The sequence below is a fragment of the Arthrobacter horti genome (genome assembly GCF_030731045.1).
Classification (GTDB): domain Bacteria; phylum Actinomycetota; class Actinomycetes; order Actinomycetales; family Micrococcaceae; genus Arthrobacter_E; species Arthrobacter_E nanjingensis.
This window is the reverse complement of record NZ_JAVALS010000011.1, coordinates 69,691-87,560: the sequence shown is the minus strand read 5'-3', so window position 1 is coordinate 87,560 and position 17,870 is coordinate 69,691. Positions and strand designations below refer to the sequence as shown.

Below are 17,870 nucleotides of genomic sequence, written 5' to 3'. Positions count from 1 at the left end.
TCGCCGTTATCGTTGGGGCATGGGACTCGGAACTGACCCGGAGACGCCGGGGCACGGCACGCAGCTGATCCTGCGCGTGCTGCGTGTCAGCCTCCATCTCGGCTTCGCGGCGCTCCTGCTGCTCGGGGTGGTCCGGTACACGCTGGCGCTCCCCGGAACGCCGGGGAGTCCCGCCTGGGCCCCGTACGCCGTGTACGGCGCGGCCGCCCTCCTTGCCGGGGTCTATCTCGGCGGGACGGCTGCGGAGAAACGGCACGCCCTCGACGCCGGCCGCTTCGACCCGGTGCCGTACGCGCGGGCGTGGCTGGGCGTCGTCGTGCTCCTGTGGGCCGTCCTGCTGCTGATCTCTGCGGACTTCGTCTGGCTGGCGTTCCCCTTGTTCTTCCTGCAGCTGCATCTGCTCCCGCGCGGCTGGGGCCTCGCCGCGGTGGTGGGGACCACTGTGGTGCTGCTCCTGGCGCTCGGCCTGCATACCGCGCCCGGAGCCTGGAACGCGGCGCTGGTGATCGGCCCGAGTTTCGGAGCGGCCTTCGCGGTGGTGACGGCTCTCAGCTACCAGGCTCTGTACCGCGAGGCGGAGGAGCAGCGGCGCGTGGCGGCCGCGCTCCGGGCGGCCCGGTCCGAACTCGCCGCCACCCAGCGCGAGGCCGGGGTGCTCTCGGAACGGACCCGCTTGGCCCGGGAGATCCACGACACCTTGGCACAGGGGCTCTCCTCGATCGTGCTCATGAGCCGGGCGGCGGAGCGGTCCCTGGACGCCGGGGATGCCGCCGTGGCGCGGGAGCGGCTGCGCGTGGTGGAGGAGACCGCGTCCGCGGCGCTGGAGCAGGCGCGGGAGTTCGTGCGCTCGCCGGGGGCCTCCGCATCGGTGACCTTGCCGGAGCTGCTGACCGCGCTGTGCGAGGACACCCAGCGGCAGGCGCAGGCCGCGGGGAGCGATCTTCAGGTGCGGTTCGGTCTCAGCGGTGATCCCCGGGATCTTGGGCCTGAACTGGTACAAGACCTGCTGCGGGCCTCCCAGGCGTCGCTGGCGAACGTGCTCCGGCACGCCCGGGCACGGCACGCCGTGCTGACGCTGGGCTTCCTCGAGGAGGAGCTCACCTTGGACGTGTTCGACGACGGCGCGGGCTTCGACCCGTCCGTCCCGTCCCCGGGCGCGGGGCTGGGTCTCGGGCTGCTGAGGGGGCGCGTCGAGGCGTTGGGTGGGAGCCTGGTGGTGGAATCCGCCCCAGGGGAGGGGACCGTGGTGGCGATCCGGGTCCCGGAACGGTCCGGCGGGGCGAATGAGATGTTGGTGGAAGGCGAGGAACAGCCATGATCAGAGTGCTGCTGGTGGACGACCATCCCGTGGTCAGGGCCGGCCTCAAGGCCATGCTGGAGGAACCGGACGTCCCGTCTGCCCGGGAGTCTCCGGTGGCGGAGACCGGGATCCAGGTGGTGGCTCAGGCTTCGGACGGAGCCGCCGCGCTGGAGGAACTGCGCCGTCGGCAGACTCTGGGCGATCCGGTGGATCTGGTGCTCATGGACCTGCAGATGGGTGACGGTATGGACGGGGTGACGGCCACGCGGGCCATCCGCGGCGGTGACGGCGGCGTTGTGCCGGTGCCCGTCCTGGTCCTGACCACGTATGACAGCGACTCGGACATTCTCGGCGCCCTGGATGCCGGGGCGAGCGGGTACATGCTCAAGGACGCGGAGTCCGGGCGGATCCGTGCCGCGGTGCGGGCCGCAGCCGCGGGAGAGACCGCGCTGGCTCCCGAGGTCGCTGCCCGCCTGGTGGGCCGGCTCCGCAACCCCGAACCGCAGCTGTCCGCGCGGGAGGTGGAGATCCTGGAACTGCTGGCGACGGGCCTGACCAACACGGCCATGGCCCGGCAGCTGTTCATCTCCGTGGCCACGGTCAAGACTCACCTGGTGCACATTTACGCCAAGCTCGGCGTGGACAACAGGACGTCCGCCATCACGGTGGCCGTTCAGAAGAAGATCATCCGCGTCCCGGACGCGTGACGGCGAATGGTCCGGCTCAGACCGTGGACCGACTGGCCAGAGCCTTCCGGAACGCGGTGGATGAGGCCGTGCTGCTGTTGATCCGCCAGTCCGTCTCTTTGAGGAAGTCGAACCAGATGAAGCCGCTGACGTCCGCCTGGGCGTCCAGGTAGGCGATACCGTCCCGGATCCAGTTGGGCTTGGAGCCGCCCAGTTCGCTGGATGCGGTCTCCGAGACCAGGATCGACTTGCCCGTTCCGAGTGCGCGGAGGGCCGACAGCCCGGGGGCGAACACCTGAGACGGGGTCTTCCAGGTGGACCAGCTCTGGCTGGTTCCGAAGTTGTAGGAGTCCAGGGCCAGCTCGGTCACCACATCATTGCCCGGGTACACCTGGTCCAGGGGGACGGAACCCGGGTAGGGGTCGTTGACGGACCAGATCCACCGCGGCGTGGCCCCTCCGGCGGCCAGGACGGCCCAGACGTGGCGCCAGGCGGCCACGTAGTCAGCGGCGGTGGTCCCGTTGACCCCGGGGCACCAGGGGTACCAATTGCCGTTCATCTCGTGGGCGAAGCGGATGGAGACGCTGTCGCCATAGGGGGCGAGGGCGGAGGCCCAGCTGTTCAGGTAGCCGTCGAAGGCGCCGGCCGCGATGCTTGCCATCGAGTAACCGGGCTGAGTGAGGCCGCCGTCCGCGGCCCACGGCTCCCAGGTGATGACCGGGCGGGCGCCGGCATTGAGGGCCGCCGAGATCTCAGAGACCGGGGCGGGCTGCCGGAAGTCCTTGTAGAACTCCAGCAGTCGCGGTGCCTCGCCCACCAGGGACGTCAGCGAGGACAGATACGACGAGTCGAGAGGGCCGCCAGGATTGGCCACGCCGAAGGTGAGTCTCTTGGTGCTTGTCGCGGCCTGTGCCGCGGTGGGTGCGAAAGCGGTGAAGGTGGCGGCGAGACCCGCCGCGCCGAGAGATCCGAGAAGAGCCCTCCGCGACAGTGCGGCGGGCGTGGTCCGCCCGGACGCGGTGGACCGGAGCGAGTGAGCGTGGGACATTGAGGGTTCCTCCGTGGAGAGCCATATGACCGGCCCGAAAGCCGATACGACACCACGAGTCACCGGCATGACGGAATTCAATCGTACGTGCGCTGACACCCCTCGCACCAGACCTTCATCTCGCACGAACGCGGGGCCGCTCCTCGCCCGATTCCGGTCCCGGATCGGGCGAGGAGCGGCCCCGCGCTGCGGTTTCTGACGCCGCGTTCGCGTGGTGAGCCCGGCTCAGCCGGCCGCGACGATCGAGGATTCCTCTTCCTCGGCGGTGACCAGCGCGGCGTCGTCGGCCAGCTGACGCTTCTTGACCGTGGCCAGGTGGGTGGCGACGATCAGCCCGACGCCCACCAGGGCCCACAGGGCCAGCTTCAGTCCTTCGACGCCGAACTGGGCGCCGGGGAAGTAGGTGAGGTCCTTGGCGGAGGTCAGCCAGGCGGCGCCGTTCCAGAAGGTGTTGAGCCCGGCGAAGAAGGACGGCGAGAGGAAGGACGGGAACACGCCGCCGCTGCTGGTGAAGTTGAACATCACGAACAGCATGGTCAGGGCCGGGGTGGTCCACTTGCCCAGGATCGGGTGCAGGCCCAGGCCCACGGTGACGATGCCGAAGGAGTACAGGGCGCCCATGAGCCAGATGGCCCATTCGTTGCCGGTGAGCACATGGTAGACCGGGCCGGCCACGAGGGTGCTGATGCCGGACATCACGACGCCGACGCCGGCGGCGGTCAGCAGGCGGACGCCGACGTTGAGCTTGGCGGTGGCCGCGGCGAGGGCCACGACGCTGGCGTAGGAGCCGACGCTCATGGCGACCAGCATGAAGAACAGGGCCTGGCCTGCGGGGTCGTTCTCATTGCCGGGGCGGACGTCCTCCACGTTGAAGGGCAGGTGCTGCTGGTAGGCGATCGGGAGGAAGACCTCCTCGGCGGTGGCGGCGCCGGCCTGGCTGGACGCGTTGGACACCATCAGGGTGGCGTGGTCCTTGGCCGGCACGTAGGCGGCGGTGATCTTCTGGTCGATGATCTGCTGACGGGCGTCCGCCTCGGTGGCCAGGGTGGCGACCTGGAGCTTGCCGTCGCCCTTGTCGTTCAGGGTCTGGGCGAACACCTTCGCCTCGGGCCCGGCGCCGACCACGGCCAGCGGGACGTTGTGCGGGGCGGGAGCGTGGAAGCCGCCCAGGTAGGCGAACGCCATGCCGGTGCCCATGACCAGGGGGATGAGCAGGTGGATGAAGATGTGCCCCCAGCTCTTGCCGCTCGGCCAGAAGCGCGGGCGCGGCGAGGGGAGGGTCTTGACGGCGGGGAGGCGGTGCGTGGACATGTGCCGGCTTTCAATCCAAGAAGATTAGGTTCGCTAACAACTATAGATCCATAAGTTGCATTGTGCAACAATCGATTATCGTCCCACCCCGTTGAGTGCTCAGTAGTGGTGGCATTCCCGGCCGTCATCCCGCCACAACTGAGCAGTCAAGGGGCTGGGGCCGCTCGAACTACGCTTGGGGCATGGGAGCAGCTGGGCAGGACGGGGTGGCGCACGACGCCGCGATTGCGCGTATTCAGACGAACCTCACCACGGTCAGTCGCCGGGGGAGCGCGCGCGTGCGGCGCGCGAATCAGGCCCTGTCGCCCGTTGACCACTCGATGCTGGAGTACATCCGCTCCCATCCGGGCTGCCGTGCCATAGACATGGCCGCGCACTTCGAACTGAACCGCTCCACGGTCTCGCGCCAGCTCGCCGCTCTGGCCAAGCTCGGCCTCATGGCCACGGACGAGGAAGGATCCACCGGCCGGAGCCAGGCGCTCCGGCTGACGGATGCCGGTGAAGCCGCGCTGCAGGCCTCGGCCCGGCTCATCAACGACGTGATGCGGGAGCGTCTGGAGGGCTGGAGCACGCAGGAACTCGAAGCGTTCGCGCTCATGCTGGACCGCTTCAATGACGCGATGGGGGAGGGGTAAGGCTGAACGGCGTTGGCATTTTGAGGCGTTGGGAAGTTGGCGCTGGGCGCCGCTTCCGAAGTCGTTCGAGTATGTCAGTCTCTGACGGCTCGAACAGTCATTTCCGTCGCTTCGCCATGGTCGCTTCCGTGGATTCGAAGGCGCCGGTTTTCCGGGCCTCGACCCGTCAGGTCCGGATTCGTCGCTGATCGCACTAGTTGTACCCGGCCATCAGCTTGGTTGCAGTCGGCTGATGGGTGGTTGGCCTCCGAGTGCGCTGTGGCGTCGTTCATTGTGGTAGTACTCGACCCAGGGTGCAAGGGCGGCTGATCGCTGGTCGTTGTTGGTGAAGGCCTGGCGGTAGGCCCATTCGGTTGCCAGGGTGCGGTTCAGGCGTTCCACTTTCCCGTTCTGCCAGGGGCAGTGGGGTTTGATGAACTTCTGCCGGATGCCGTGGGTGGCGCATACATCGCGTAGTGACCAGCGGTAGGCCCACGCGTTGTCGGTCATCAGCCGCTCGATCCGAGTGATTCCGTGGTCGGCGAAGTACGCGATGGCGCGCTCAAGGAACGCGGCGCAGCTCGGGCCTTTCTCATCGGCCAGGATCTCGCTGTAAGCCAATCTGGAATGGTCATCGACTACTGAGTGGACGTAATCGAACCCGACCTTGGCGTTCCGGTCACGCTGGATCGACGCGTTGCCGCGGCCGTGAACCCGCCAACCGCCTCCGTCGGGAATGCGTCCGAGCTTCTTGACATCCATGTGGACCAGCTCGCCTGGTCGTTTGCGTTCGTAGCGCACAGCGGTCTGCTTTGAGGAACGGATCACCTCGCCGGTAATCGGGTCGCACTCACGCAGATACGGCACGCCGTGACGGCGCAGGATCCGTGACACCGTCCGCGGCGGCACCCCGACCTTCGGACCCAGCACGTCCGGACCATCACGGTGCTCGGCACGGGCCGCGAGGACCTTCCGTTCCACCTCGTCGCTGGTGCGGGTAGGCATCGTGTGCGGCCTTGATGACCTGGTTGCCAAACCGGCCTCGCCCTCGGCAGCGTATCGGTCGAGCCACGTCTTCACGCACTTGCGCGAGACACCCATCGCCGCGGCAATGTGAGACTGGGGCCAGCCAGCCCGGGGTCGTTGAACGATCAGCCGCCGACCACGGACGGTCAAACGGGCACTACTGTGGGACACGAGAACCTCCGGTGGGAGTGGGCCTTAGACAAGCCACATCCCACTCGGAGGTTCTCGTTCAATCAACCAGGCTCGCCGCCACCAACGTCCTGGCCGGGTACACCTAGTGCGCAGACTACAAGAGAGCCGGACACTCGTTCTGAAGGCTCCCATTAGACACCGTCATCTGTACTCCGGGCCTTGCTCACCAGAAAGTCGCCCCGTGTGCCGGGGCGCCGTCTCGACTTCGAGTTCTCCCGACGATGCAGCGTGTGGTCAATGGTTCAGCGCGGAGGAAGTCGTCCACGTTTTCGACGTTTGCGAAGCCTTCTCTTCATTCGAGTCGCGAGAGCGGCGGTCAAAGGGGGTGGCGTCGGGGGCAAGTGTTTCGACCTCGGCTTATGCGGATGGCTAGATGATCCAGGGGTCCATGCTCTTTAACAAGGGTCCGAGCATGTCCCGGAGTTCGGCGCCCGTGTCGCCCGGGTCGGGTATCAGCTCTACTCCGCTGACGATGATGAGATTCTTAACTTCGTCAGGACCTCTCTCAAATTCTCTTTCAAGCCAATTCACAATGGACTGGCACGCGCTCCGGTCATTTTCGACGTGGGCGGCCATCCAGCGAAAAACATCTGCCATGATCAGGTGGGCGAGGACTTGGCCCTCATTATCTTCTAATGACTCTTGAAGAATTTCCGTGAGTTCCGGAAATTCGTGAATGAGAGCGCCAATCGATGCAACGTTCTCAGCCTTGACGCCGACGGGCTGTGGCACCTGTTCCGAGTAGCTCTGGGCGAAACGAGACAGGTGCCGTTGCCGGTTTTCAGTCTGTTCTTCACGACTCTTTGAGAAATCTACTGACGGCCAAAGATTGTTGACTGCCTGCCTGAAGTCGAAAGCGACGGGAATGTCCATGGATCCAAGAAAGTGGAGGTCAAATTCGGCGCAGATGACTGCGAACTCCCAGGTTCTTTCCGCCCAGATGGACCATCTGAATGACCGTGAGTAGATCGCGATAACGTCAGCTCTCATGTAGATTCCGTCAAATCCGAGTGTTGTCAGCTTTGGAAGGATGATCTGATTGTAAGCCTCGGAAGAAAATGCACTGGGCTGAATGATTGCTGCGGGGAAGTCGTCCTCCATGTGGAGCTCGCCAGGGTCGTCCGGATCTACAGCCACGAGTACGGCCATGTCGGTCCCATCGCGCTTCGCGAGAGCCTTGAGGGCCGTCGGGAAGTCATCGCCGAGAAACCAGTCCCAGTCAAGAATTGCAATATGAGCAGGCGACCTCCGGTGCGGACGATTGGGAAACCTGACGGCGAGATCGAAGACATGTGAGGCTTCGTCGCGGAGTCTCCGATACTCTTCTTCGGTCGATACTTTCCGATTTACGGCACTCATTTCTGTCCTCCTGGTCTGAATTTCAGTATGGGCCCTGTCATGCCGTATGCCCCTTGAAGTATCTCGAACGACCCACCGCGAGTGATGGGCTCGTCGTGGATCCACAACCCCGTCAACGCGCCAGCGGAACCACGTCTTCCACCCCACCCAGCTTCTCCGGGTTCCGCATCGCGAAGATCCTGGTGATCCGGCCGTCCTCCACCGCCACGCTGATGAGGGTGGGGCCGGCCACCTCGTCGTCGATCCGCAGGCCCGGCAGGCCGTTGAGCCAGAGGACGGCACTGCGCGGGTTGACGGCGGCCTTCGGGAAGGACTTGAGCAGGTTGATGACCTTCTTCAGGCCGAGCACCGGCACCTTGACCGCCTGAGCCAGCCCGCCGCCGTCGGCGATCAGCACCACATCCGGTGCCAGCACATCCATGAGCCCCTGCACATCTCCGGTGCTCACCGCCGCCAGGAACCGCTCGACGACCTCGCGCTGCTCGCTGCGGTCCACGTGCACGCGCGGGCGACGCGCGGCCACATGGGAGCGGGAACGGCTGACGATCTGCCGCACGGCGGCCGGGGTCTTGTCCACGGCCTGCGCGATCTCCTCGTACGGGGTGTCGAACACTTCGCGCAGCACGAACACCGCCCGCTCCACCGGCGTCAGCGACTCCAGCACCGTCAGCATGGCGATCGAGACGCTCTCCGCCAGCTCGACGTCGTCGGCCACATCCGGCACGGTGAGCAGCGGTTCCGGCAGCCATTCCCCGATGTAGTCTTCCTTCCGCCGCGCCAGCGTGCGGAGGCGGTTCAGCGCCAGGCGCGTGACGGTCCGCACCAGATAGGCACGTGGGTCGCGCACCTCGGCGCGGGCGTCCGGGGCCAGCCCGGCCCACCGCAGCCAGGCCTCCTGCACCAGATCCTCCGCGTCCGCAGCGGAGCCGAGCACCTCGTAAGCCACCGTGAAAAGGAGGCTGCGGTGGGTGACGAACGGGTCCTCGCTGTCAGCGACGCCGGGGCTCATGGCGCTCAGGCTACCGTGCGGCCGCTGCGCGCGGCGAGGGGCTTCAGCTCGCAGGACTCCGCGAAGCCTTCGGACTCTATGCCCATGGCCACATTGCCGCGCGTGGTCAGGTTGGCGAAGCCGATCACGCTGGTCAGCTCGACGAGTGCCGGTGCTCCGAGCCGTTCCAGCAGCCGGGCCGAGAGCTCGTCAGACACCGTGACCGGCGTGCTGCTCATGGCCTCGGCGTACTCCAGGACGTCGCGCTCCAGCGGGCTGAACACATCGGAGTCGCGCCAGCACGGGATCTGCCGCGCCTTTTCCAAGTCCAGTCCCTGGTTGTAGGCCATGAAGTAGTTGTAATCCAGGCACCAGGTGCAGCCGATGTAGGAGGCCACGGCCATGTGCGCAAAGGACTTCAGCGACTCGTCACAGTGATCCCACTTCTGCAGCTTCTGGCCGAAGCCCATGGACGCCTTGAGCACGGCCGGGCTGTGCCACATCACGCCCAGGGACTCCGGGACGCGGCCGAACATCTTGGTGCTGAACTTCTTCACCAGCGCGCCGTAGAGGCCGGTGATCTCGGTGGCGGGAATTCGGGTGGTCATGACTCCTCCTGCGGGTCGGTACTTCCTTGGTGCACATGAAGACACCGCCCGGGCCGGATCTGTGACAGCTAGGGTGAATTCATGAGCATCTCCCAGGACCAGGCCTATTACCGCGACACCTATCTCTTCGCCACGGAGGCCACAGTGGTGGCCGATGGCCGGGACGAGGACGGCGCCTGGGTGGCGCTCAGCCCCAACATCTTCCATCCCAAGGGCGGCGGCCAGCCTTCCGATGAGGGGACGGTCGGCGGGACTCCCGTGACGCCGTCGCGCACCGAGGACGGGCTGGTGATCCTCAGCGCCGCCGACGACGCCGCGCTGCCGGCCGTCGGCGCTCAGGTGGGCTGCGCCGTCGACCCTGAGCGGCGCTTGCGGCACGCCGCGCTGCACACTGCCGGGCACGTGCTCGGCCACCTCGGCGAGTCGCGCGGCTGGCAGAGCACCGGCCACAGCCACTACCCGGGGCAGGCGCGCCTGGACTTCGACCCGGAGGGCCTGGAGGCCGAACTCGCGACGCCGGAGCTCCGCGACGCGGTCCGCGCCGAGCTGCAGGCGGCCCTGGACTCCGTGCTCGCCACTGGCGGTGCCGTCACCGCCAGCATGGACGATGCAGGCCACCGCACCGTGACGATCGCGGGCGTGAATTCCGAGCCCTGCGGTGGCACGCATGTGGCCAGCCTGGCCGATCTGCGGGACGTGAAAATCCTGGAACTCAAGGTCAAACGCGGGGCGCTGAAGGTCCGCTACGAGGCCGAACACGCCTGAAACTGAAACAGACTGGAGGATTGCACATGGCCTGCCGCATCGGTGAACTCGTCTTCGGCTGCCGCGAACCGGAGGTCCTGGCCGCCTTCTGGTGCCAGGTCCTGGACTTCGTGGTCCTGGGACGGGAGGAGGACGGTTCCGTGGAGATCGGTGCCCGGGATGGCTTCGGCGGCTCGCAGCCGACGCTGTTCTTCAGCTACCGGGAGGCCCCGGAGCCCGGGAAGTCGCGGCTGCACCTCGACCTCAACGCCACGGACCGGGACCAGGACGCGGAACTCGAGCGCCTCCTGGCGCTCGGTGCGAAGCCGGCGGCCATCGGCCAGACCGGCGAAGAGAACTGGCACGTCCTGGCTGATCCGGAAGGCAATGAGTTCTGCCTTCTCAAGGCCCGGATCGCGCCGGTTCCGGTGCCCGGTGCGTGAGGACTGAGACATCCCGGACCTGCCGTCCGGGGCGCCTCGGCTGCAAGATCACGAAATGAGAAACTCCGTGAATATTCTTGTCAAAAAATGAAAACGGTCGCTTGGCCTGCGGGAATGCCGAGCTTAGGCTGTGGATTGTTACTCCAAACTCATGAGATCGGAAAGAGGAACCATGTCTGAATCCGTTGCTCCCGACGCTCCCTCAGTCGTCGCCAAGCTTGGCGCTGAGGCTGTCGGCACATTTTTCCTGGTGTTCTCCGTCATCGGCACCGCCCTGTTCGCCGCCGGTTTCGGCAAGGGCCAGGGTGGTCTGAACGTCGGATTCCTCGGGGTGGCCTTCGCCCTGGGGCTCTCCGTGCTGATCGGCGCCTACGCCTTCGGCCCCATCTCCGGTGGCCACTTCAATCCCGCGGTCACCTTGGGTCTGGCGGCCGGGGGCCGCTTCGCCTGGAAAGACGTGGCCGGGTACCTCATCGCCCAGATCGTCGGCGGCGTGGTGGCCGCCGCGGTCCTCGCCGGCATCCTGGCCGGCGGCAAGGACGGTGCGTTCGCCGAGGCCCAGAAGGGCGGCTTCGCCTCCACAGGCTGGGGCGAGCTCTCCCCGGGCGGTTATGGCCTGGGCGCGTTCTTCCTGGCGGAGGTCGTGACCACGGCCATCTTCGTGACCGTCATCCTGGCCGTGACCGGAAAGCGCGGGGCCGGGAACTTCGCGCCCATCGCGATCGGCCTGACCTTGACGGTGGTCGCCCTGGTCGCCATCCCGGTGACCAACGGCTCCTTCAACCCGGCCCGTTCCATCGCCACGGCCGTCTTCGGCGGTGGCACGGCCCTGGGACAGCTGTGGGGTTCCATCGTGGCACCGATCGTCGGCGGCCTGATCGCCGGCTTCATCCACAAGCCGCTTTTCGAGGGCGTCTCCAAGTAATCCGGCACGACGACGGCGGCGGTCACCTTCCGGTGGCCGCCGCCTTTTCGTCCGCAGGCTACGCCGTCCAGACTTACGCCGTCCAAACCCCCGAGGAGCCGCGCCGGTGGCTGTCCACCAGGTGCGTGTCCACCATCCCGATCGCCTCCATGAGCGCGAACATCGTGGTGGGCCCCACGAAGGCGAAACCCTTCTTCTTCAGCGCCTTGGACAGCGCCTTCGACTCCTCGGACACCGTGGGGATCTCCGCGAACGTCCGCGGGGACGGCGTCTCGGCCGGCCGGAACCGCCACACGAAGTCCACCAGCCCGCCCTCGTCGCGCAGCGCCACGGTGGCGCGCGCATTCGCGATGGTGGCCAGGATCTTCGCCCGGTTCCGCACGATTCCGGCGTCCAGCATGAGCCGCTCCACGTCGTCGTCCGTGAACGCCGCCACCGCGTCCGGCACGAAGCCGGCGAACGCTTCGCGGAACGCCGGCCGCTTCTTCAGGATGGTGGCCCAGGACAGTCCGGCCTGGAATCCCTCCAGGGCGATCCGCTCGAACAGGCCGTGCTCGTCCCGGACGGGCATGCCCCATTCGGTGTCGTAGTACTCGCGCATGAGCGTGTCGGTGGCCGCCCAGGCGGGGCGGCGCAGGCCGTCCTCGCCCAGGACGGTCGCGCTCTGTTGCGTGTTCAGCGGAACGGGCACGACGACGTCGCTCACGGCTTCCTCTTCCCGGTCAGTTCGAAGACCATGCGGCCGGCCTCGAGGGCCTTGCGCTCAAAGCTCGTCAGGGTGCGGCCCTCGAAGCGGGGGGCCCAGCCGCCGTCCTGGTCCACGCCCTCGTTGGGGCCCGTGTGCGAGGTGCTGACCGGCGCGCGGCCTTCCCGCACCGGTGCCCCGCCCACCACGGTCTCCACACCGCTCGCCCACACCTGCGTCAGGGGGCTGTCCGCCCCGCTGCGCTCGCCTTCGTGCACGTTGTCGAAGTCCGCCGAACCGTCCAGCACCTCGCGCGCGTGGATGGCGTAGTTGGACCAGTCCGTGGCGATCCGCCACAGCCCGCCCGGTTCCAGGGCCTGGGCCACCTGCTCCGCGAAGGCCGGCTGGATGAGGCGGCGCTTGTGGTGCTTGGCCTTGTGCCACGGGTCCGGGAAGAACACCCACACCTGGTTGACCGAACCGGCCGGAAGCATGGTGGAGAGGACCTCGGGGGCGTTCGCCTGGACTACCCGGACGTTGGTGAGTCCGCCCTGGGCGATCTTCATGAGGGTGTTCGCCAGGCCGGGCGTGTAGACCTCCACGGCCAGGAAGTCCCACTCGGGGTGTTCGGCGGCGGCGTGCGTGACCGCCTCGCCCAGTCCGGAGCCGATCTCCACCACCAGGGGTGCTGTGCGCCCGAAGGCGGCCTCGGCGTCGAACACGTAGTCCGGGTGCACGCTCGTGTCCGCCACCTGGCGCGGCACGTCCACCACCCAGCGGTCCGCGTACTCGTCCCAGGCGGCCTGGCGGCGGCCCTGCAGGCGGGTCCCGCGGCGTACGAAGCTCACCGGATTGCGCCGGTACGTCCCGAAGGACGCCTGGCTGCCCTCCGTGATGGGGTGGTGCGTCTGGTGCTGCTCCGCGCCTTGGTGCGGTTCAGGGGCGTCCGTGGGGGTGGGGGAATCCATGCCGTTCATCGTGTTCCAGGGTACCGGGGCGGGGTGACAGCCGGGCGGGCGGCGTCCGGCGTGACCCTTCTCTTTCGAGGCTGCCTCCCTCGCTGAAACAGTGGGTTTCCGTTGAAACAGTGGTTTAGACCCACTGTTTCAACGGAAACCCACTGTTTCAGCGGAGGGGCCCGGGCAGGACGGTCGGTTTGGGCGGAGGGGCCGCGGCCGGGGCGGGGCGGTGAATGCGGCCGGGGCGGGACAATGGATAGCGTGCAGACGCAGACCCCCGCCCTCGAGACCACCGCCCCCAGCCGCGCCCGGCTCGCCTTCCTGGGGGTCTGCCTGGTCCTGATCGGGCTCAATCTGCGCACCGTCTTCTCCAGCTTCGCGGCCGTGCTCGTGGAGATCCGCGCCGCCGGGGCCATCCCCGAATGGGCCGTCACCGCACTCACCACGGTGCCCGCGACCCTCCTGGGCGTCTTCGCGCCGCTCGCCCCGGTCCTGGCCCGCCGCTTCGGCGCGGAACGTGTCCTCCTTGGCGCCATGCTGGTGCTCACGGGCGGCCTGGCGATCCGCCCCACGGAGCTCGGGACCCTGGGCCACCTGCCGTTCCTCCTGCTCGGCACCGCCCTCTGCGGGGCGGCGATCGCCCTGTGCAACGTCATCCTCCCCACCGTGGTCAAGCGCGACTTCCAGCACCGCCTCGGCCTCATGGGCGGCCTCTACACCACCGCGATCTGCGCCTCAGCCGCCCTCGGCGCCGGCTTCACCTACCCGCTCTTCGAGCTCAGCGGCCAATGGACGACGGCGCTGTTCGCGTGGACGGTGCCGGCCGCCGTCGTCGCGCTCCTCTTCGCCCCGCTCGCCGTGCACGCGCCGCACCGGGCGGCCGTCGCGGACCACGAGGGCGCGGACGTGTGGCGCTCTCCTGTCGCGTGGCAGGTCACGCTGTTCATGGTGCTGCAGGCCATGAGCTCGTTCAGCGTGTTCGCCTGGCTGGCGCCGGTGCTGCGGGACCGGGGGATCGACGGCGGCACCGCGGGCGTGATGGTCTCCGTCTCGATCCTGCTGCAGATGCTGGGGTCGCTGTTCGCGCCCGCGCTCGCGGCGAAGCTCTGGGACCAGCGGATCATCAACGCCACGCTGGCCCTCATGACCGGGGCGGGGTTCGCGCTCAGCATCCTGGGCCCGCTCGAGGGGATCTGGGTGTGGATTTCGCTGCTCGGGCTCGGCCAAGGTGCCCTGACCGCGGTGGCGCTGACCATGATCATGCTGCGCACCCGGGACCAGCACACGGCCGCGCGGCTGTCCGGGATGATGCAGGGCGTGGGCTACGGCGTGGGGTCGGCCGGCACGTTCCTGGTGGCACAGATCCACCAGAACACCGGTCATTTCACGGTGGCGGGATGGATGTTCCTGGGCATCTCCCTGGCCGGTGCCGTGTTCGGCTGGATGGCCGGGCGGCGCCGGTACGTGGAATGACGGTCAGAGATAGGCGAGGATCAGCGCGGAGAACATCAGTCCCATCGCCACGCTGATGACCCATGCCGTGACGGCGGCCAGGTACCAGTGCTGCTGAACCTCCAAGCGGAACCGCTCCTGGCTGCCTTTCGGGTGCCTCCGGACTGACCTCTCGGTCAGAGCCATGACCGGCAGCAACAGCCCCATCAGGAGCAGCACCGTGACCAGCTGGAGCGCACCCCACACGGAGTCCGGCCCGATGCTCTCCACTCCCAGTGCCCTCAGGATCAGGAGCGTGACCTCCTGCGGCCCGCTGACGGCCAGGATCCCTGCGCCGCCGAGGACCACCACCGTGGCCCTCCCGATCCACTGGCCCGGGCGCAAGGGGACCTTCGGCACCGGCGCCGTGGGCTCGGAGCCCCATTCGGCGACCTCGTGCGGGCGTCTGCCCCGGTTGTGCCAGAACTGGCGGTGCGAACCGCGGATCGCCAGCGGCCAGAGGACCAGCGCCATCATGGCCGCGATCTCCCACGCGAACACCTGATTCGCGCTCTGCCCCCAGCCCCGGTCCTCCCCGAGCAGGACCAGCCCGATCCAGGCGCCCAACAGGAGCGGCACCCCGGTCACCACGAGCAGCATCAGCCACAGGATCTGACGGGCGGCCGACGGCTTGCGCGGTGTGGTGCCCGGCAGGCCGGGCCCGGCGGGTGCGGAGGTCATGATCCCGATCCTAGCCAGCGGCGGCGCTACGCTGAATCCGTCCTGATCCTCCGTCCGAAAGGCCTTGCCGTGGCCGCGTCCTTGCCCTGGCGGGGCATCCTCTATGCCGGTGGACTGTCCGCCGTCGCCGGATTCATCGACGCCGTGGCGTACATCCATCTGGGCGGGTACTTCGTCTCCTTCATGAGCGGCAACACCACGCGCGCCAGCTCGGACCTGGTGCACGGCTCGTTGACGGGCGCCGGGCTCGCCCTGGGCCTGATCGGATTCTTCAGCCTGGGCGTCGTGCTCAGCACCCTGGCCTTCCGGAACGCCGGCACCCGGAGGCTGCCCGCGGTCCTGGCCACGACGACGGCGCTCATCGCCCTGGCCGCGCTCCTCCCGGCGCTCTCGGCCGGCGTCGTCGTGCCTCCGCTGCTGGCCATGGCGATGGGCGTGGTGAACACCTCCTACACCCGCAACGGCGAGGTCAGTATCGCGCTGACGTACATGACCGGGACGCTCGTGAAGACCGGCCAGCATTTCGCGGCGGCGCTCACGGGTGCCGAGCCGCATGGGGTGTGGCTGCGGCATTTCACCCTGTGGAGCATGATCGCGGCCGGTGCCGTGGTGGGCGCCGTGAGTTACAGCCTGACGGGACTGACGAGCCTGTGGTTCGCGGCCGCGATGCTCCTGTGCTGGACGACAGTCGCGTTACGCCGGGCTCAGGCCTGAGCCCTTCCGCCCCGCGAGCCGTCATTTAATCGCAGTGGCACGCGACAACACTGCGATTAAATGACGGTTCGCGGACAAGAAACGGACCTCACTCCCACAGCAACGGCCCGCTGCCTTGCCGGCCGAGCTCGTCGTCCGGGTTCTGCAAGGCACAGCGTTTCAGGCTCAGGCAGCCGCAGCCGATGCAGGAGTCCAGATCGTCCCGCAGGTGCGTCAGCGCCGCGATCCGCGCGTCCAGCTCCTCCCGCCAGCGCCGGGACAGCCGCGACCAGTCCTTCTTGGTGGGCGTCCGGCCCTCCGGCAGAGAGTCCAGCGCCGCCTGGATCTCCTTCAAGGCCATCCCCACTCGCTGGGCGGTGCGGATGAACGCCACGCGCCGCAGCGCGTCCCGTGCGTAGACGCGCTGATTGAGCCCGTTCCGGCCGGCCTGCAGGAGCCCCTGGCGTTCGTAGAAGTGCAGGGCCGACGCCGGTACGCCGCTGCGTGCGGACAGCTCACCGATGCTGAGTTCATGCGTCTTCCCGCCCGGGATCTGTGGCACGGCCGGCTCCTTCCGATCGGCTTTGACCTCAACCATAGTTGAGGTCGTAGCGTCAGGACCATGGTATCCACTCGCACCTCCGGCACAGACGCGCACGATCACGCGCCGCCCGAAGACGCAGCCCTGCAGGGGGTCCTGTCCCCGGCCCACCTCCTGACCACTCTCGGCACGTGCGCCCTCGTGTTCCTGGCCGCTTTCGAGGCCATGGCGATCACCACCGTCATGCCGCTCGTGGCGCGCGATCTGAACGGCACCGCCCTCTACGCCCTCGCCTTCGCCGGCCCGCTCGCCAGCGGCGTGGTCGGCATGGTCCTCGCCGGAGCCTGGACCGACCGGCGCGGCCCCGCGCTTCCGCTCTTCGCGTCCACGGGCGTCTTCGCCCTGGGTCTCCTGGTGGCGGGCCTGGCCCAGTCGATGCCCGTGTTCCTGGCGGGACGCCTCATCCAGGGTTTCGGCGGCGGTGCCATCAACGTGGTGCTCTACGTCCTGGTGGCCCGCTCCTATCCCGCCGCGCTGCACCCGAAGATCTTCGCCGCGTTCTCCGCCGCCTGGGTGGTCCCGTCCATGGTGGGCCCCTTCTGTGCCGGGCTCGTGGCCCAGTACCTGAGCTGGCACTGGGTGTTCCTGGGTGTGGTCTTCCTGGTGATCCCGGCCCTCGCCATGCTGGTCCCCGCCCTGCGCCGCCTCGCCGCCCGTGAGCAGGTGGACGACGGCGGCGCGCCCGCCGCACCAGGCGACCTCACCTCCCAGCAGCTCACGGCCGACCCGGCCGCCTCCCGCGGCACCGGCGCGCGGGCCGGGTTCGCCGCCGTCGTCGCGCTCGCCGTGCTGGGGCTGAACCTGTCCGTCGAGGTAGGGCAGTGGTCCTGGCTGGTGGCGCTCGCCGCCGTCGTCCTGGCGCTCGTCACGGTCCGCAAGCTCCTGCCGAGTGGCGTCCTGACGGGCCGGCGGGGCCTGCCGTCCGTGATCATGATGAAGTTCCTGGCCGGCGCCGCGTTCTTCGGGGCCGAGGTCTACGTGCCGTACGTCCTGATGGACCGGCACGGCTTCGAACCCTCCACGGCCGGGCTCGCCCTGACCTTCTCCGCAGTGGCCTGGTCGGTGGGCTCCGCCGTGCAAGGCCGGCTCTCAGCACGGATGAACGACGCCGCGTTCGTGCGGCTCGGCGCCCTGTTCCTGGTGGTGGCGATCGTGACAGTCCTGGCCGCCACCGTGGGGGACTGGCACCCGGCGGCCCTGATCGCCGGCTGGCTCCTGGCCGGCGCCGGCATGGGTGTCATGAGCCCCCGGCTGAGCGTCCTGGTGCTGGCTTTCTCCAACCCGGGGAACCAGGGGTTCAACGGCTCCGCGGCGAACGTGGCCGATTCCCTCGGCGCGGCCCTTTCCCTCGCGGCGACGGGCCTGGTGTTCCACGTCCTGGGGTCCGGCGAGGCCTTCGCCGGGGTGTTCGCCCTGACGGGTGCCGTGGCGGTGCTGGGTGCGTCGGTGGCGGGGCGAGTGCGGACACACCCCGCCCCCTGACGCGAACGGTCATTTAGTCGCAGTCCGCCGCGGA

The 17,870-nt window shown here is 68.2% G+C and carries 19 protein-coding genes; 9 read left to right on the top strand and 10 right to left on the bottom strand.

Translation table 11 applies throughout. The features are described 5' to 3' along the window. Positions 1 to 19 precede the first annotated feature (19 nt). Both Q9R02_RS13615 and Q9R02_RS13610 read left to right on the top strand, forming a co-directional pair. Entirely contained in the window at positions 20 to 1,318 is a 1,299-nt protein-coding gene (locus Q9R02_RS13615; RefSeq protein ID WP_305997247.1) for a sensor histidine kinase, read from the top strand. Further along, positions 1,315 to 2,007, top strand: coding sequence for a response regulator transcription factor (locus tag Q9R02_RS13610; protein ID WP_305997246.1), 693 nt, complete (start codon positions 1,315 to 1,317; stop codon positions 2,005 to 2,007). Before Q9R02_RS13615 ends, Q9R02_RS13610 begins: the two co-directional genes overlap by 4 nt. Before the next feature lie 16 nt (positions 2,008 to 2,023). Here Q9R02_RS13610 and Q9R02_RS13605 read toward each other — a convergent pair whose 3' ends face one another. Together Q9R02_RS13605 and Q9R02_RS13600 are read right to left on the bottom strand one after the other, a co-directional pair. Further along, positions 2,024 to 3,034 (bottom strand): glycoside hydrolase family 26 protein, encoded by a 1,011-nt coding sequence (locus Q9R02_RS13605; protein ID WP_305997245.1) that lies wholly within the window; start codon positions 3,032 to 3,034, stop codon positions 2,024 to 2,026. Between the two features lie 225 nt (positions 3,035 to 3,259). Further along, on the bottom strand, positions 3,260 to 4,345 hold the full coding sequence (locus Q9R02_RS13600) for an ABC transporter permease (RefSeq protein ID WP_305997244.1): 1,086 nt from the start codon (positions 4,343 to 4,345) through the stop codon (positions 3,260 to 3,262). A gap of 182 nt (positions 4,346 to 4,527) precedes the next feature. On the opposite strand from Q9R02_RS13600, the gene Q9R02_RS13595 reads away from it, so the two are divergent. Continuing rightward, complete coding sequence (locus Q9R02_RS13595) at positions 4,528 to 4,980, top strand: MarR family winged helix-turn-helix transcriptional regulator (RefSeq protein ID WP_305997243.1); 453 nt, start codon at positions 4,528 to 4,530, stop codon at positions 4,978 to 4,980. A 210-nt stretch (positions 4,981 to 5,190) separates the two neighbouring features. On the opposite strand, the gene Q9R02_RS13590 is transcribed toward Q9R02_RS13595, so the two are convergent. The 4 genes from Q9R02_RS13590 to Q9R02_RS13575 form a co-directional block, all read right to left on the bottom strand. Beyond that, positions 5,191 to 6,156: an IS481 family transposase gene (locus tag Q9R02_RS13590; protein ID WP_305997242.1), complete on the bottom strand. Its 966-nt coding sequence runs from the start codon at positions 6,154 to 6,156 to the stop codon at positions 5,191 to 5,193. 390 nt (positions 6,157 to 6,546) lie between these two features. Beyond that, a complete protein-coding gene (locus Q9R02_RS13585; protein ID WP_305997241.1) occupies positions 6,547 to 7,536 on the bottom strand; it encodes a DUF7674 family protein in 990 nt (329 codons plus the stop codon). 112 nt (positions 7,537 to 7,648) lie between these two features. Beyond that, positions 7,649 to 8,545: an RNA polymerase sigma-70 factor gene (locus tag Q9R02_RS13580; RefSeq protein ID WP_305997240.1), complete on the bottom strand. Its 897-nt coding sequence runs from the start codon at positions 8,543 to 8,545 to the stop codon at positions 7,649 to 7,651. 5 nt (positions 8,546 to 8,550) lie between these two features. Beyond that, positions 8,551 to 9,132 (bottom strand): carboxymuconolactone decarboxylase family protein, encoded by a 582-nt coding sequence (locus Q9R02_RS13575; RefSeq protein WP_305997239.1) that lies wholly within the window; start codon positions 9,130 to 9,132, stop codon positions 8,551 to 8,553. 81 nt (positions 9,133 to 9,213) lie between these two features. Here Q9R02_RS13575 and Q9R02_RS13570 point away from each other — a divergent pair, with 81 nt between their 5' ends. The 3 genes from Q9R02_RS13570 (at position 9,214) to Q9R02_RS13560 (ending at position 11,244) form a co-directional block, all read left to right on the top strand. Further along, entirely contained in the window at positions 9,214 to 9,897 is a 684-nt protein-coding gene (locus Q9R02_RS13570; protein ID WP_305997238.1) for an alanyl-tRNA editing protein, read from the top strand. A gap of 26 nt (positions 9,898 to 9,923) precedes the next feature. Next, entirely contained in the window at positions 9,924 to 10,319 is a 396-nt protein-coding gene (locus Q9R02_RS13565) for a VOC family protein (protein ID WP_305997237.1), read from the top strand. A gap of 172 nt (positions 10,320 to 10,491) precedes the next feature. Continuing rightward, positions 10,492 to 11,244, top strand: a complete 753-nt coding sequence (locus Q9R02_RS13560) for an aquaporin (RefSeq protein WP_305997236.1) — start codon at positions 10,492 to 10,494, stop codon at positions 11,242 to 11,244. 73 nt (positions 11,245 to 11,317) lie between these two features. Here the strand turns inward: Q9R02_RS13560 and Q9R02_RS13555 are convergent, their stop codons facing one another. Continuing rightward, positions 11,318 to 11,950: a DNA-3-methyladenine glycosylase I gene (locus tag Q9R02_RS13555; RefSeq protein ID WP_305997235.1), complete on the bottom strand. Its 633-nt coding sequence runs from the start codon at positions 11,948 to 11,950 to the stop codon at positions 11,318 to 11,320. Continuing rightward, a complete protein-coding gene (gene trmB / locus Q9R02_RS13550) occupies positions 11,947 to 12,897 on the bottom strand; it encodes a tRNA (guanosine(46)-N7)-methyltransferase TrmB (protein ID WP_305997234.1) in 951 nt (316 codons plus the stop codon). Before trmB ends, Q9R02_RS13555 begins: the two co-directional genes overlap by 4 nt. A 243-nt stretch (positions 12,898 to 13,140) precedes the next feature. On the opposite strand from trmB, the gene Q9R02_RS13545 reads away from it, so the two are divergent. Next, entirely contained in the window at positions 13,141 to 14,361 is a 1,221-nt protein-coding gene (locus tag Q9R02_RS13545) for an MFS transporter (RefSeq protein WP_305997233.1), read from the top strand. A gap of 3 nt (positions 14,362 to 14,364) precedes the next feature. Here the strand turns inward: Q9R02_RS13545 and Q9R02_RS13540 are convergent, their stop codons facing one another. Beyond that, positions 14,365 to 15,060 carry a hypothetical protein gene (locus Q9R02_RS13540; RefSeq protein ID WP_305997232.1) on the bottom strand — a complete coding sequence of 232 codons (696 nt, stop codon included), beginning with the start codon at positions 15,058 to 15,060 and terminating at the stop codon, positions 14,365 to 14,367. 69 nt (positions 15,061 to 15,129) lie between these two features. Between Q9R02_RS13540 and Q9R02_RS13535 the strand changes: the two genes are divergently transcribed. After that, positions 15,130 to 15,774 (top strand): YoaK family protein, encoded by a 645-nt coding sequence (locus Q9R02_RS13535; protein ID WP_305997231.1) that lies wholly within the window; start codon positions 15,130 to 15,132, stop codon positions 15,772 to 15,774. Positions 15,775 to 15,862: 88 nt separating this feature from the next. On the opposite strand, the gene soxR is transcribed toward Q9R02_RS13535, so the two are convergent. Further along, positions 15,863 to 16,315: a redox-sensitive transcriptional activator SoxR gene (soxR, locus tag Q9R02_RS13530; protein WP_305997230.1), complete on the bottom strand. Its 453-nt coding sequence runs from the start codon at positions 16,313 to 16,315 to the stop codon at positions 15,863 to 15,865. Positions 16,316 to 16,375: 60 nt separating this feature from the next. Between soxR and Q9R02_RS13525 the strand changes: the two genes are divergently transcribed. Continuing rightward, positions 16,376 to 17,836 (top strand): MFS transporter, encoded by a 1,461-nt coding sequence (locus Q9R02_RS13525; protein ID WP_305997229.1) that lies wholly within the window; start codon positions 16,376 to 16,378, stop codon positions 17,834 to 17,836. Positions 17,837 to 17,870: the final 34 nt, after the last annotated feature.

Coding starts and splice junctions, on each gene's coding strand:
- Q9R02_RS13615 (WP_305997247.1), top strand. CDS start 20: ATGGGACTCGGAACTGACCCGGAGACGCCGGGGCACGGCACGCAGCTG.
- Q9R02_RS13610 (WP_305997246.1), top strand. CDS start 1,315: ATGATCAGAGTGCTGCTGGTGGACGACCATCCCGTGGTCAGGGCCGGC.
- Q9R02_RS13605 (WP_305997245.1), bottom strand. CDS start 3,034: ATGTCCCACGCTCACTCGCTCCGGTCCACCGCGTCCGGGCGGACCACG.
- Q9R02_RS13600 (WP_305997244.1), bottom strand. CDS start 4,345: ATGTCCACGCACCGCCTCCCCGCCGTCAAGACCCTCCCCTCGCCGCGC.
- Q9R02_RS13595 (WP_305997243.1), top strand. CDS start 4,528: ATGGGAGCAGCTGGGCAGGACGGGGTGGCGCACGACGCCGCGATTGCG.
- Q9R02_RS13585 (WP_305997241.1), bottom strand. CDS start 7,536: ATGAGTGCCGTAAATCGGAAAGTATCGACCGAAGAAGAGTATCGGAGA.
- Q9R02_RS13580 (WP_305997240.1), bottom strand. CDS start 8,545: ATGAGCCCCGGCGTCGCTGACAGCGAGGACCCGTTCGTCACCCACCGC.
- Q9R02_RS13575 (WP_305997239.1), bottom strand. CDS start 9,132: ATGACCACCCGAATTCCCGCCACCGAGATCACCGGCCTCTACGGCGCG.
- Q9R02_RS13570 (WP_305997238.1), top strand. CDS start 9,214: ATGAGCATCTCCCAGGACCAGGCCTATTACCGCGACACCTATCTCTTC.
- Q9R02_RS13565 (WP_305997237.1), top strand. CDS start 9,924: ATGGCCTGCCGCATCGGTGAACTCGTCTTCGGCTGCCGCGAACCGGAG.
- Q9R02_RS13560 (WP_305997236.1), top strand. CDS start 10,492: ATGTCTGAATCCGTTGCTCCCGACGCTCCCTCAGTCGTCGCCAAGCTT.
- trmB (WP_305997234.1), bottom strand. CDS start 12,897: ATGGATTCCCCCACCCCCACGGACGCCCCTGAACCGCACCAAGGCGCG.
- Q9R02_RS13545 (WP_305997233.1), top strand. CDS start 13,141: ATGGATAGCGTGCAGACGCAGACCCCCGCCCTCGAGACCACCGCCCCC.
- Q9R02_RS13540 (WP_305997232.1), bottom strand. CDS start 15,060: ATGACCTCCGCACCCGCCGGGCCCGGCCTGCCGGGCACCACACCGCGC.
- Q9R02_RS13525 (WP_305997229.1), top strand. CDS start 16,376: ATGGTATCCACTCGCACCTCCGGCACAGACGCGCACGATCACGCGCCG.